The sequence below is a fragment of the Spirosoma aerophilum genome, from assembly GCF_054782495.1.
The window spans coordinates 122,445-136,735 of sequence record NZ_BAAGSJ010000036.1 but is presented as its reverse complement, the minus strand read 5'-3'; the positions used below and the strand labels follow the sequence as shown (position 1 = coordinate 136,735).

At 53.5% G+C, this 14,291-nt stretch carries 10 protein-coding genes; 5 read left to right on the top strand and 5 right to left on the bottom strand.

Annotated features, from left to right (window positions below):
- Nucleotides 1–232: 232 nt before the first annotated feature.
- From ACYVK4_RS28425 to ACYVK4_RS28415, 3 genes are all read left to right on the top strand, one after another.
- Complete coding sequence (locus ACYVK4_RS28425; RefSeq protein ID WP_461130967.1) at nt 233–1,786, top strand: alpha-amylase family glycosyl hydrolase; 1,554 nt, start codon at nt 233–235, stop codon at nt 1,784–1,786.
- Nucleotides 1,787–1,891: 105 nt separating this feature from the next.
- Nucleotides 1,892–3,988: a phosphate acetyltransferase gene (gene pta / locus ACYVK4_RS28420; protein ID WP_461130966.1), complete on the top strand. Its 2,097-nt coding sequence runs from the start codon at nt 1,892–1,894 to the stop codon at nt 3,986–3,988.
- A gap of 22 nt (nt 3,989–4,010) precedes the next feature.
- Nucleotides 4,011–5,216, top strand: a complete 1,206-nt coding sequence (locus ACYVK4_RS28415) for an acetate/propionate family kinase (protein WP_461130965.1) — start codon at nt 4,011–4,013, stop codon at nt 5,214–5,216.
- 266 nt (nt 5,217–5,482) lie between these two features.
- Here ACYVK4_RS28415 and ACYVK4_RS28410 read toward each other — a convergent pair whose 3' ends face one another.
- The 5 genes from ACYVK4_RS28410 to ACYVK4_RS28390 form a co-directional block, all read right to left on the bottom strand.
- The gene (locus ACYVK4_RS28410; RefSeq protein WP_461130964.1) at nt 5,483–6,205 is read right to left on the bottom strand and encodes an outer membrane lipoprotein-sorting protein; all 723 of its coding nucleotides are present in this window, start codon (nt 6,203–6,205) and stop codon (nt 5,483–5,485) included.
- Nucleotides 6,206–6,394: 189 nt separating this feature from the next.
- Nucleotides 6,395–8,965, bottom strand: a complete 2,571-nt coding sequence (locus ACYVK4_RS28405; RefSeq protein ID WP_461130963.1) for a TonB-dependent receptor — start codon at nt 8,963–8,965, stop codon at nt 6,395–6,397.
- Between the two features lie 117 nt (nt 8,966–9,082).
- Nucleotides 9,083–9,841 carry a LytR/AlgR family response regulator transcription factor gene (locus ACYVK4_RS28400; protein ID WP_461130962.1) on the bottom strand — a complete coding sequence of 253 codons (759 nt, stop codon included), beginning with the start codon at nt 9,839–9,841 and terminating at the stop codon, nt 9,083–9,085.
- Entirely contained in the window at nt 9,838–10,944 is a 1,107-nt protein-coding gene (locus ACYVK4_RS28395) for a sensor histidine kinase (protein ID WP_461130961.1), read from the bottom strand. Before ACYVK4_RS28395 ends, ACYVK4_RS28400 begins: the two co-directional genes overlap by 4 nt.
- A 94-nt stretch (nt 10,945–11,038) precedes the next feature.
- The gene (locus ACYVK4_RS28390; RefSeq protein ID WP_461130960.1) at nt 11,039–11,392 is read right to left on the bottom strand and encodes a T9SS type A sorting domain-containing protein; all 354 of its coding nucleotides are present in this window, start codon (nt 11,390–11,392) and stop codon (nt 11,039–11,041) included.
- 363 nt (nt 11,393–11,755) lie between these two features.
- Between ACYVK4_RS28390 and ACYVK4_RS28385 the strand changes: the two genes are divergently transcribed.
- On the top strand, nt 11,756–13,186 hold the full coding sequence (locus ACYVK4_RS28385; RefSeq protein ID WP_461130959.1) for an arylsulfatase: 1,431 nt from the start codon (nt 11,756–11,758) through the stop codon (nt 13,184–13,186).
- A gap of 165 nt (nt 13,187–13,351) precedes the next feature.
- Nucleotides 13,352–14,290, top strand: a complete 939-nt coding sequence (locus ACYVK4_RS28380) for an aspartate carbamoyltransferase catalytic subunit (protein ID WP_461130958.1) — start codon at nt 13,352–13,354, stop codon at nt 14,288–14,290.
- Nucleotide 14,291 lies beyond the last annotated feature (1 nt).

Here is a 14,291-nt window from a genome sequence, read left to right as displayed (position 1 = left end):
ACAGCGAGGTTTCTTAAAACCTCGTTCGGCCGTTCGATTAATTAGGTTTTGAGAAACCTCGCTTGTCGGGTCTGAGGACCCGACATCACATCACATCACGCCAGGCCACTACATCACCGGGCCGATACAGGTTTTGAATCGTCAGGAATGCCTTTTTTCGTACATATGCCCGTTTGTTGTAAACTCAATCGCAGCCTTCTCCGTTTGCCTGTACGAAGCACTATACCATTGAATGCATTCTGACAGCTCCTCAACAGCCGCATCGGCCAGCCATTTGTCCGTGTCTCAACCGCGAACAGGCACGACAGGTGTCCACTATGAAATCTTCGTCCGTTCTTTCGCCGACTCGAACGGCGACGGCATCGGCGATTTGAACGGCGTTACCAGCAAGCTCGACTACCTGAAAGATCTGGGTGTTTCGGCGATCTGGCTCATGCCCATCAGCCCGTCGCCAACGTACCACAAGTACGACGTGACGGACTATTATGGCATCGACCCGGAGTACGGCACCATCGACGATTTTAAGCGACTCATCAACGAAGCCCACCAGCGCGGTATCGCGGTCATTATTGATTTGGTGCTGCACCATACAAGTGTCCAGCATACCTGGTTCAAAGAAGCCGCCAAAGGTCCGGACAATCCCTACTGGAACTATTACAAATGGCTCACACCAGCCGAAATCAAACGCCGTAAACTGGCCACCCGCGACATTACCGCCGATTCGGGCGAGCGCAGCCCCTGGCATTCGATCGCTGGGGCCACTTATCCGGAAAAGTACTACGGCATGTTCTGGAGCGGCATGCCCGACCTGAACTTCGACTATCCTCCCGTTCGCGAAGCGGTTTTTAACGTAGCCCGGTACTGGCTCAACGAGATCGGCGTGGATGGGTTTCGGCTCGATGCCGCCCGGCATTTATACCGCGAAGCCGAAGAACCCAAAAACCACGAGTTCTGGCAGGCGTTTGGCCGCGTTGTCGAGGAAGCGAAACCGGGTGCCTATACCGTCGGCGAAGTCTGGACACGACCGGAGCACATTGCCCCGTATTTTAAAGGTCTGAAAGCCAATTTCAACTTCGACCTTCAATTGATGATCGCCGAAATCGTTCGGAAGGAAAACGACACGGAGGACCTGGTTGAATACCTGACCTACGTTCACAGCACCTTTGGCACCGTCAACCCGGAATTCATTGATGCATTGCTGCTGTCGAATCACGACCAGAACCGCATTGGCAGTCTCCTCAAGGGCAAAATCAGCCAGTTGAAAGTAGCCGCTAACCTGCTGCTTACCCTGCCGGGTCTTCCTTACCTCTACTACGGGGAGGAAATCGGTATGCTGGGCGTGAAACCCGACGAATACATCCGGGAGCCTTTCCTGTGGGATATTCGGGCAAAAGACACCCAGCGTACCTACTGGCGTCGCGGTAAGTACAGCACCAGCCAGACGGTGCGCCCGCTGGCTTTGCAACAGGAGGATCCCGACTCCCTGTTTACCCACTACAAACGCCTGATTCACTACCGAAACAGCCATCCCATTCTGAACAACAACCTCAGCCGATTGCTGCCAACGGGCATTCGCCAGAAGGGAATTGTCGCGTTTATACGTCAGGCACAACAGGGCGGCCCCTGCGTGCTGGTTGTCCACAACCTGACCAGGAAACCAATCGAGGTCGTCTTCTCGCCCGACGAAGCCTGGTGTCGCTGTGTCGTCTTTGAAACCGTGCCAGGCAGCTCCTTCACCGGCGACCGCGTAACGGTGCCGGGTTATGGGTGCACGATTGTTGAGTAGAGGCTTCAAACCTCACTGGAGAAACTAATTCGATCGTCTCAAGTTTTACGTCTGGGATTAGACACTTAAGTCGGCAACCCTGCACTGGCAGTTATTCTTGTTTTCATGACAAAAGCTATTTTTATCGCGTCGGTAGAGCCGTATACGGGCAAATCTCTCCTGGCACTTGGCCTGGTGAACAGCCTGCTGGGAAAGACCCGGAAAGTGGGTTACTTCAAACCGATCATTACGCAGCAAGTTCCGGGTCAGAAGGAAATTCATATCGAAGCTATTCTGGACTACTTCGCGCTGCCCATCAGCTACGAAGATACCTATGCGTTTACCAGGCAGGAGGCTCTGCAGCGCATGGAACTGGAAGGGCGAAGCGAGATGCTTAATACCATCATCAGCAAGTATAAAAAGCTGGAAGAAACCTGCGATTTTACGGTTATTGAAGGCAGCGACTTTCTGGGCGAAGGTATTGCCTTTGAATTTGAATCGAATGCCGCTATCGCCAAAAATCTTGGGGCGCCCGTCCTCGTCGTCATCAGTGGAGAAGCTAAATCCACCGCTCAGATTATCAGCTCGGCCCTGAGTGCGCTTCAGGGCTTCGAGGGCCGGGAAGTGCAGGTGCTTGGTCTGGTGGCTAACCGGGTGCAGCCCGAGCAGGTAGACGACGTCCGGCAGCTGCTACGGATGCAGTTGCCGGCCGACATGATGCTCACCGTTATTCCGTGGGAAAAGCAGTTACAGAGCCCGACCATGAAGGAAATCCGGGACGCGCTGGGGGCCAAAGTGCTCGTGGGCGAAAGCCTGCTGTCCAATCAGGTCGACAATTTTGTGACGGGCGCGATGATGCTGCCTAACTTTCTGAATTACATCAAGGAAAATGTACTGATCGTTACCCCCGGCGACCGGGGTGACATTATCATAGGGGCCTTACAGGCAAACTTGTCGGCCAATTATCCGAAAGTAGCGGGCATTGTACTGACGGCCGGTACGGAGCCCGACGAACCCGTTATCCGCCTGATCGAAGGCCTTCAAACGGTTATTCCCATCCTGACGGTACAGCAAGGCACCTTTGGCACGACAACCGCCATCGGGGGCATCCACTCCCGCATCACGGCCGACAACCGGAAGAAGATCGAACTGGCCATCGACGTGTTCGAGAAAAACGTAGACACCAAAGCACTGAACGACCGGCTGGTTACGTTTCAGTCGGAAGGCATAACGCCCCACATGTTTCAGTATCAGCTGGTTAAAACAGCCCGAAGCCAGCGAAAGCACATTGTTTTGCCGGAAGGCAATGACGACCGGATCCTGAAAGCAGCCGTTAAACTGGTGACGCAGAATGTTGTGGACCTGACCATTCTGGGCGACGAGGCCGAAGTGCTGGCGTCAATTAAACGGCTGGGCCTGACGCTCGACACCAGCGTCGTGAATATTGTCAATCCGGCCACGTCGGCAAATTACGAAACCTATGCCGCTACGTTGTACGAACTGCGGAAAGCCAAAAATGTGAACCTCGACATGGCGCAAGACATGATGCTCGATGTATCGTACTTCGGTACCATGATGGTTTATCTGGGGCATGCCGATGGCATGGTTTCGGGAGCCGTCCATACCACGCAGCACACCATCCGACCGGCCCTGCAGTTCATCAAAACCAAACCCGGAGTATCGCTGGTATCGTCGGTCTTCTTCATGTGCCTGGCCGATCGCGTATCCGTCTTCGGCGACTGTGCCGTGAACCCCAATCCGACAGCTACCCAATTGGCTGAGATAGCTATTTCTTCCGCAGAGAGCAGTGCCCGTTTTGGCATTGAGCCCCGTATCGCCATGTTATCTTACTCGTCGGGTACGTCGGGAGAAGGGGAAGACGTCGAGAAAGTACGGCAGGCCACGGCCATCGTTCGGGAAAAGCGTCCCGACTTAAAAATCGAAGGTCCTATCCAGTATGACGCAGCGGTTGATCCGTTGGTAGGCAGTCAGAAGCTACCCAACTCCGAAGTAGCCGGACGAGCCAGCGTGCTGATTTTCCCGGATTTAAATACAGGGAACAACACGTACAAAGCCGTGCAGCGGGAAACGGGTGCGCTCGCCATTGGACCGATGCTGCAAGGGCTCAACAAACCCATCAACGACCTCAGCCGGGGTTGTACGGTAGACGACGTGTTCAATACGGTCGTCATTACAGCCATTCAATGCCAGGATAGCCAGTAGCCAACCTGCTTATTTTCGATGTATGTATATTCTAGTGATCAACGCGGGCAGCAGCTCGTTGAAATATCAACTGTTCGACATGCCTTCCGACAAACCGTTGTGCAGCGGACTGATCGAACGTATCGGCACGAACGACGCCTTTATCAGGCACAAGATACTGACGACTGAGCCCGCTCAGACCGTTGAGCGCAGGGAAACACTGGCCGACCATTCGGATGGGCTTCAGCAGGTGCTGCATCTGTTACTGGATGCCGACATGGGCTTGATTCATTCGGTCGACGAGATCAAGGCGGTTGGGCATCGGGTGGTGCATGGGGGCGAACGCTTTGCCAGCGCTACGCTGATTACCCAGGCGGTGAAAGAAACGATCAAAGACCTGTTCCCACTCGCTCCGCTCCATAACCCCATCAATTACCAGTGCATTGAAATAGCCGAAAGTACCTTTCCCAATGCCCGGCAGATCGCGGTTTTCGACACGGCGTTTCACCAGACAATGCCGGCATACGCCTTTCGCTACGCCATTCCCGAATCGCTGTACGCCGTCGATGGCATTCGGGTCTATGGGTTTCATGGTACCAGTCATAAATACGTAAGCGAGGCCGCCACAGCCTGGCTGGGAAAACCAGACGCTAAACTGATCAGTATTCACCTGGGCAATGGGTGTAGTATTACCGCCGTTCAGGCCGGCAAGTCGATCGACACCAGCATGGGCTTCAGTCCGCTGGCGGGGCTGGTCATGGGAACCCGGTCGGGCGATATCGACCCTGCCGTCATTTTCCACCTGATCTCCAGGGGCTATAGTCCCGATGAGGTGAATAATCTGCTCAACAAGCAGTCGGGTATGCAGGGGCTTGTTGGCCTGAGCGATATGCGTGATATTCGAAAAGCACTCGCCGAGGGCAGCCGGGCAGCGGCCCTTGCCCTTGACATTTACGCGTACCGAATCCGAAAATACATTGGCGCTTATGCCGCAGTGCTGAACGGTCTGGATGCCCTGATATTTACGGCGGGGGTGGGCGAAAACGACAACGCCCTGCGCGAACAGGTTTGTACGGGACTCGACTTCCTGTCGATTCACCTCGACCCTCAAAAAAACAGCACCCCTGCGCCCGGCATTCGGGAAGTTAACCGAACCGATTCTGCCGTTAAAATCCTGGTAATCCCAACCAACGAAGAGCTGGAGATTGCCACGCAGAGTTACCAGGTCTTAAGCAGCTCGGTGAACTAAAGGGTAGGTATGATGTCCGGACCAAGCTCCGGCTTGGCCTTTGAGCTTGCCATTCGAGGGCCAAGCCGGAGCTTGGCCCGGACAGACAAAACCCATTCAAACGATTAAACCAGAGGAGTACCAGATTATTTTAGTGTACTGATAGCGCTGGCTTGTCGATACCGAAGCGCATTTGGCAAGCTGCCTGAAAACGCTTTTAGTAATCGCTATGCCTGCGTAAGATTAGCGGGCATAGCGATTGCGGTTGACACACGACCGGAGTCCGCTTACTTAGCCGTTTTTTTGAATAGATTCTCATCAACGGACGGGTTTACCTTCACCTTATCGGTAATAAAGGTCAGCGTGCCCATCTGACCACCCACGATTTCCATCATCTTCGGAAATTTGATCCCGTCCGTTTCCTTGTAGTCCGAAAAAAGTACCTCGCTGGTCTTTCCGTCCATACCCGTCTGTTTCACTTTGCTGACCAGATACGTTGTGGCGTCGAGAAACTCATCGACCACCTGACCGTCTTTGCCGGTTACTTTCAGGTGATAGGCGTCTTTGCCATCTACCGTCTCCTTTCCAACCAGTTCGACCTGACTCCCTTTTTCTTTATAGCCCACCAGCGGCCCAAACGGGTCGAGCTGGCCGATCTGTTGTTTGATCATGTCGGCGGGTATAGGTTCCGGATCACCGGTACCGCCCATCATCGTCGGCCGAATCATCCAGCCCGACACCCCATCGATCACATGCACCACCGAGTTGCCCATGATCGACATTTCGGAGCGCATTGCTTTTCCCACGATTACCGTCGTTTTGCCGGGAATATCCATCCCATTCATTGAGAGCGTCCGCTCGGTAACGAGGGTTTTCACTCCCGCCAGTTTCTCAGCCCCGCCCAATGCGGCAACGTGTTTGACAACCAGTTCATCAACCGTCTGGGCAAAGGCCCCAACAGACAGGCAAGTGGCCAGCGTAGCAGCCAGCAGTTTATTAAGCGTAATCATGTGTGTTAGTAGAATTTAATAAATGTGATTGCCGTGATTTACCCCACCCCAACCCCTCCCCTAAAAAAAGGGGAGGGGCTATGCCGAAGGGCACTCTCTTTTTTTAGCCCCTCCCCTTTTTTTAGGGGAGGGGTTGGGGTGGGGTTAGTTGGGGTGGAGTAGATCACGCCCTGACTTTGCCAGCGTCAGCTATCTCGGACTCCCGCCCGGCGCCTGACCTCCCGACTGGGGCTGCGCGCTGCCATCCGCTTTTACGTCGTCGTTGTTGACCGACTTAGCTTTCTTGCGGTTGCCCTCCACCGTCATTTTACCCAGCTTGTAGGTGAATGTCAGGCGGATGCCCCGATTGTAGAGGTAGGTGTCGCTCACTTGATTGAACTGAGCCGAGTTCAGAACCGTGTTGACGTGGTAGCGATTGGACAGGAAGTTTTCGGCCGCCAAACCAATGCTCCCCTGTTTGTTGGCAATGTCTTTTTTTATGCCCAGTGAGTAGAAGCCGAAGCCGCCCTGCGTGCCCTGCAGCTGCACTTGCGTGCCCTGCATAAACCCAAACCCCTGAACACCCCAGCCATTTTTAAACTGAGCTGAAGCAAACGTGCCCCCGCCAATGGTGAAGCCTGTGTTGGTCAGCGTGGCCGATGCGCCGTCGGCCCCCATCACCTGACCCGTCAGGCTGGTATAAAAGGTGTTCAGAAACAGACCAATACTGATTTTTGACGTTATGGCGACGTTCGAGAAGATGTTGGCTCCGTAGGCCTGCTGCTGACCGATGTTCTGATAGGTCGTGACAATGGCCCCCGCCAGCGTATCGGATGGGCGGCTCACCTGCGAGATGGCGTTGTTGGTAATGCGTCCGAAGAAGGTGGCGTTGATGAACGTTTTCTGAATGGTTTTGCTCAGACCCAGTTCGAAATTGTTGGTCAGTTCGGGGCGAAGCGATGGGTTGCCGATGGTGATGTTCTGCGGGTTGGCCGCGTTAAAGTTAGGGTTCAGCTGTTGCAGGCCCGGCCGCTGAATGCGTCGGTTATAGCCCAGTTTGAGCGTCGTTCCGCTGAAGGTTTTGGACGCATTCAGGCTCGGCACCAGTACGCCGTAATCGCCGATGCCCAGGTTTCCGTTTTCGCGGGTGCTGGCGTCGATGAAGGTGTGCTCATACCGCAGCCCACCTTTAAACGTGTAGCGATTTTTGGTCGTGTAGGTATACGAGCTGTAGGCAGCGGCAATGTTCTGGTGGTACTGTAGGTTGCCCGATGTACCGTTATTTTCGGTGGTAAAGGCCCCCGACGAAGCCGCTGTCAGGTATTGATAATCGCTGTCCACCTGCCGGAGAATGGCTTTGGCCCCAAATTCCAGCATCTGGTTTTTCTTGATAGGCGTCTGGTAATCCGTTTGCAGGGTAAACTCCTGGTTCACGTTCTTATTCAAGTTCCGCTGCCGACCAATGAGCGCATCGGTACCGCCCAGCAGATCGGCGTCGAAGTTATTGGTGAGATCGTTGCGGCTGTACAGCGTCGAGATACTCCACTCCTGACCGGGTTTGTACGTGTGCAGATAATCCAGGTTGGCATCGATTGTACCCGACAGGTTTTTGGTATCTACGTTCCGTTTCGACAGTGCACCGGCGGTGCCATCGGTGAAAAGCTGGGTGACCAGATCCTGCTGATTCAGCATGTTACGCAGGCCATAGCGTACGCCCGCGGTCAGGCTCTGGTTCGGTGCCAGATCATAATCGAAGCCTAGGTTATACTGCCCGAACAGGCCCGAGCTATGCCCATTGCCCGTTTGCCGGGTAAGCGTCGATGCGCCGTTTACCAGACTCGTCTGGTCGAGGTTCGTTTGGGTGATGGTGTTGTAACTGGCCCGTCCGAAACCACCCAGCGTAACGCCCAGCTTGCCTTGCCGATAATTACCGTTCAGGCTGAGCATCGACCCCCGGTTACCCACCCCTGAATCCACATTGAGGTTCAGGCCCTGAAGGCTATTCTTTTTCGTGACGATATTGATAATGCCGCCGGAACCTTCTGCATCGTACTTGGCCGATGGACTGGTGATCACCTCAACGGATTTGATCTGATCGGCGGGAATTTGCTTGAGCGCATCCGAAACGCTGCTGGCGACAATGGTCGAGGGTTTGTTGTTGATCAGCACCCGAATATTCTGACTGCCCCGAATGGACACGTTACCGTCCAGATCGACCGTGAGCAGCGGCACTTTGCGGAGAATGTCGGTGGCGTCGCCCCCTTTCGCCATAATATCCTTGTCGGCATTATAGACAAGCCGGTCCACTTTCTCCTCGATCAGCGCAGCCTGTCCCAACACAGTCACTTCGTCCAGCGTTTTGACACTCGAAGGAAGTTTGATCGTTCCCAGGTCCAGGCTTTGCCCGTTGGCGAGCGTAACATTTTCAATGGTTTTATTCCGAAAACCGACAAAGCTGATCAGCACCCGGTACTCCCCGGCGACCAGTTTCGATAAGGTGAACTTACCCTTTTCATCGGCAACGGTACCGTCGACGGCTTTATCGTTGGTTTTGTTATACAGAGCGATACTGGCGAATTCTACGGCTTTAGCCTGGGTTGAATCGACAATAGACCCCGTGATGCGGGCGGTTCCTTTAGGGCTTTGGTCACCGGCGGTGCCGGGCAGGGCTTTGGGTTGCGTAGTGGCGGCTCCTCCACCCATTGGAAATTGAGCGTGAACAGATGAAAGAGAAAGGCCGAAGAGTAAACAGATGGCGGAAAGTAAGACGTGCGGTTTCATGAGCGTTTTATTTACGCATCAAAGGTGCAGCCTTCCGAAAACGCCCGAAAAAAAAAGGCGATGAGCCCCGGAATTCACCGGATGAACATCGCTTCCCGACCGACGAATGAAACCGATTTATCGGCCCAGCCAGTCTTTAAAATCCGATAATCGACTGAGACTCACGAACACCTCCTGCCGCGAAGCAGGCCGAAGGTCTACTTTGAGCTTCCCCGCCGAATAGGCCTGAATGGTCTGAATCCCCGATCGTGCCACCAGAAACTGTCGGTTCACCCTGAAAAACTGAGACGGGTTCACCATCCCGATCAACTGGTCAAGGCTGTACTCAATCGTCAGCAGCTGGCCTTCTTTCGTCATCAGAAACGTCCCTTTCGCTTCGGAATAGAAATACGCAATGTCGCTTGTTTCGACGCTGCGTATTTTGGTGCCGATACTCACCATAAACCGCTCTTTGAAGGGCGACTCCCGAAACTGCTGCATCAGTTGAAGCAGCGTAGATACGTCGGGGCTGGGCGCCACACTACGCAGCGTCCTGAACTTATCCAGCGCCGAAGCCAGCTCATCATAATCGACCGGCTTGAGCAGGTAGTCGATGCTGTTCACCTTGAACGCCCGAATCGTGTACTCGTCATAGGCCGTCGTAAAAATAATTGGCACCGTGAGTGTAATCTGCTCGAAAATGGTGAATGCCAGCCCATCTTCCAGGTGAATATCCATCAGAATCAGCTCCGGCACCGGGTGCTGACTGAGCCACGACACCGACGCCCGCACCGATGGTAACTGGGCCAGCACATGCACGGTTGGGTCGTACTTTTTGAGCATCCGCTCCAGTTGACGAGCGGTCCGGTCTTCGTCTTCAATGATCAGCACATTCATGGTAAAAGAGGGATTTTGACAACAAACAAAGCTGACTCCTGACGGCACTCCACGCGCTGGTCGGTCAGGAGTGCGTAGCGATTAATAATATTGTTAAGTCCTATGCCGGTGGAAGGTTCGGGTTTATCCCGGTCCTGGAGCGGATTTTCTATCACCAGCCAGCCATCCTGCACATGGATACGCACCTGAAGCGGCTCCTGAATCGACATCCGGTTGTGCTTCACGGCATTCTCAACCAGTAATTGCAAGGTCAGCGGGGCAATCCGGTATTGCTGCTGAACGCTTTGAGGCACGTCGATCAGCACATCGAATTTGTTCTCGAAGCGAATTTTAAGTAGAAAGGTGTACGACTCAATAAAGTCCAGCTCGGTCCTGAGCAGTACCAGATCCTGATCCCGTTGTTCCAGAATGTAGCGGTAGGCTTTGGAAAGCCGCTTGATAAACTGCTCCGACAAATCGACATCTTCGTGAATCAGCGACGTAAGAATGCTGAGACTGTTGAAAAGAAAATGGGGGCTCAGCTGACTTTTGAGGGCTTCGAACTGACTTAGCAGCGCTTCCTTTTCCAGCCGCTCGGCCCTGAACTGCACATTTTTGAGCTGCTGATAGGATCGGGTCGTCAGGGTGAGGTAGAATACCGACAGCATAATGGCTACCGAGAAGCCATTATTGGCCCGCTGTATGAAACGAAGCACCTCCTGAGGTGGCTCGTTCGATGGACCGGCGTTTGCCCCCAGAAAACCATTCATATAGAGCATGAACAACAACTTGCCAACCAGCTGTAGCGCAAACGTATACAAACCGGCTAACCCCAGGGCGATCAGAATAGGCAGAAGCACGGCCAGCCAGTTAAACTGAAAGAAAAAGTCCTGCCCAAATCGGCCAAACAGGTAGTCCTGTAACCAGTCGGTAACTGTAATCCAGATGAAATACAGGCCCAGAACGACGACATTAAAGCCCAGAAAAATGCCAAGAATGGTGCCCAGCTTACCACTGGTCCAGGCCGATTGCGGCATGTTGACATACAGCAGCAACGGAGAATAAAGCAACATCAGCCGAAGGGACAGTTGCCATTTCTCCTTCGAGGTTAACCGGTTCGGCATAGGTGGGGTGCGTGATCAAACAGTAAAAGTATAACCCGCCACCGGCCTACCTTATCAGGCAGGCCGGTGGCGGGCTGGAGCCGTTTTTCCGCTTTTATGCATTGAGCGTCACGACCGTCTGGGCGGGTTTCTCGTCGACTACAAACGTTTTAACGATGCTCTGTTTTCCAATTTTTACCACGATCTGGTAGGTTCCGCTGGCCAGTTCGTCGATGTTGAAGTTCTGGTTGATGCCCTTGCGAAGGTTCACCGAATCATTATACAGGATATGGCCTGCGTTATCGATCAGAGCGATGGTTCCTTTGGCGTCCTGCTGACCAACCATCAGTTTAAGTTTATGGCTGCTGGTCAGAGCCAGGTTGGCGTCTGGTGTTTCCCCTGGTGTTGTTTGAGCGAACGATGCGGTACCGGCTACCAGTCCCAGCATCAATAGAAGTATATTTTTCATTGTCGTATCAGTTATTTGTTTCGTTTAACTGATACAAAGGTGGCGCAGGGTGCCTGCGCCGACAACAAAAAGGCGATGGCCGCCCGGATTAACCGGCCGAATGAGTGTTTTGAAGGGATGACTGAATCGACGGCGGCAGAGCCTATCAGACTTTTTCAAAAAAAATGGCGCTGACAGGCCGTATAAGTTTATCCATACAGTCTTTATGGTGAAAAGGTATCGACAACACACTTTCACCGTTTCGGTGTAACTCAACGAACACCCTAAACAGACCAAATGCTCTTTATGGCCCGTATGAAGGCAAAAAAAGCTCCATAGACGTCAGGAACGACATTTGCGTCGGTGACTAACCAATCACCCTGTATGAACAAACTTTTCTTCAGCCTGCTATTTCTTGCGTCGACTTTTGCGCAGGGACAGGCCCAAAAGGCGATTCGGCCCAACATCATCTTTATCCTGGCCGACGACCTGGGCTATGGTGACATTGGCGTAAACGGACAGAATCTGATCAAAACGCCCAATATCGACCACCTGGCGGCCGAAGGCATGCGATTCAGGCAGTTTTATGCGGGCACTTCCGTGTGTGCCCCCTCACGCTCTTCGCTCATGACCGGGCTGCATACCGGCCATACCTACATTCGGGGCAATAAAGAAGTGCAGCCCGAAGGCCAGCAACCCATCGCCGATTCGGTCGTGACCGTTGCAGAACTGCTGAAACAGGCGGGCTATACGACAGCGGCTTTTGGTAAATGGGGGCTGGGTCCGGTAGGGTCAGAAGGCGATCCAACCAAACAGGGGTTCGACCAGTTTTACGGATTCAATTGCCAGGCGCTGGCGCATCGTTACTACCCGAATCACCTTTGGGATAACGATAAGAAGGTTGTACTCGCAGCGAATAAAAACCTGACCCAGCAAAATGAATTTGCCCCGGATTTGATCCAGAAACAGGCCCTGAATTTTTTGGGGACCCGCAGGAGTGGTCAGCCTTTCTTTTTGTTTCTGCCCTACACACTCCCGCACGCCGAGCTGATCCCTCCTGCCGACAGCATCTTCGCCTATTATAAAGGCAAATTTACCGAAACGCCCTACATCGGCTCCAATTATGGTGCCAATGCCAAAACAAGTGGATATGCCTCGCAAGCCCATCCGCATGCAGCGTATGCCGCTATGGTTGCCCGACTGGACGCGTATGTAGGTCAGCTGATGGCCCGGTTAAAGGCGACAGGAATGGACAAAAACACGCTCATTATCTTTTCGAGTGATAACGGGCCGCACCGGGAAGGGGGTGGCGATCCGGCTTTTTTCAACAGTAGTGGCGGGTTTCGCGGCATGAAGCGTGATCTCTATGAAGGTGGTATTCGCGCGCCTTTTATTGCCCGCTGGCCGGGTATGATCAAACCGGGTAGCCATAGTGATTTCCTTGGCGGTTTCTGGGATCTGCTGCCCACGTTTGCCGAGCTGGCCGGTACCAAAACGCCCGCTCACCTCGACGGCCTGTCGTTTGTGCCGGCCTTAACCGGAAAAGGCACCCAGAAAGAGCACGATTACCTGTATTGGGAGTTCCATGAGCAGGGCGGCAAACAGGCCGTTCGGCAGGGCAACTGGAAAGCGGTACGGTTGCAGGCCGTCAACGACCCAACGGGAGCCGTTGAGTTATATGACCTCTCGAAAGACCCGGCCGAAACGCATGATGTGGCGGGCAAATACCCCGACAAAGCCAAATACCTAAGTCAGCTGATGATGCAGGCGCATGTGGAATCGGGCTTATTCCCGCTTTTCAAAAACAAGCAATAGGCTGGCGTATCGCGGTTAGTAGCCTGATTTCAGGAACTGCCCTCAAGACCTCATCCGCCGTATTCGGCAACCAAAAGAGCTCGATCTGGCATAGAATCCAGCCTGCCCGTTTTTCTTTCACGGGTTCCGGTCTATCTTTGCCCAATTTATAGTTTTACTGCTCTCATGGCCCAATCGACCAATCGAACTGCCCTTAGTGTCCGCCATTTGGTGGGTATCAAAGACTTGACCGAGTCTGACATCCAACTTATTCTGGATACAGCCGGGCAATTTAAAGAAGTCATCAACCGGCCCATCAAGAAAGTCCCTTCATTGCGCGATGTGACGATTGCCAATGTTTTTTTCGAAAATTCGACTCGTACCCGACTCTCGTTCGAGCTGGCCGAGAAAAGATTATCGGCCGATGTCGTTAATTTTTCAGCATCGGGCAGTTCGGTCAAAAAAGGGGAAACGCTGCTCGACACGGTCAATAATATTCTGGCCATGAAAGTCGACATGGTGGTCATGCGGCACAGCAGCCCCGGCGCTCCTCATTACCTCACCAAGCATATAAAAGCCAATGTGGTGAACGCGGGCGATGGCACCCACGAGCACCCTACCCAGGCTCTGCTCGACTCCTTTTCCATTCGTGAAAAACTGGGCGATGTGGCGGGTAAACGCATTGCGATCATCGGCGATATTACGCACTCCCGGGTGGCGCTTTCCAACATTTTTTGCCTTCAGAAACAGGGTGCCGAGGTGATGGTTTGCGGGCCCAAAACCCTTATCCCCAAATACATCGAAGCGCTTGGTGTTAAAGTTGGGCACGATGTTCGGGCAGCTTTGGCTTGGTGCGATGTGGCCAACGTACTCCGCATTCAGCTGGAACGGCAGCAGATCAAATACTTCCCATCGCTGCGGGAGTACTCGCTTTACTTTGGTATCTCGAAACAGATGCTCGACGAGCTGGATCGCCCCATTGTGCTCATGCACCCCGGCCCCATCAACAGGGGCGTTGAATTAACTTCCGACGCAGCCGATTCATCGCATTCCATCATTCTGGACCAGGTTGAAAATGGCGTGGCCGTTCGAATGGCGGTGTTGTACCTGCTGGCTCAGCTCTAGG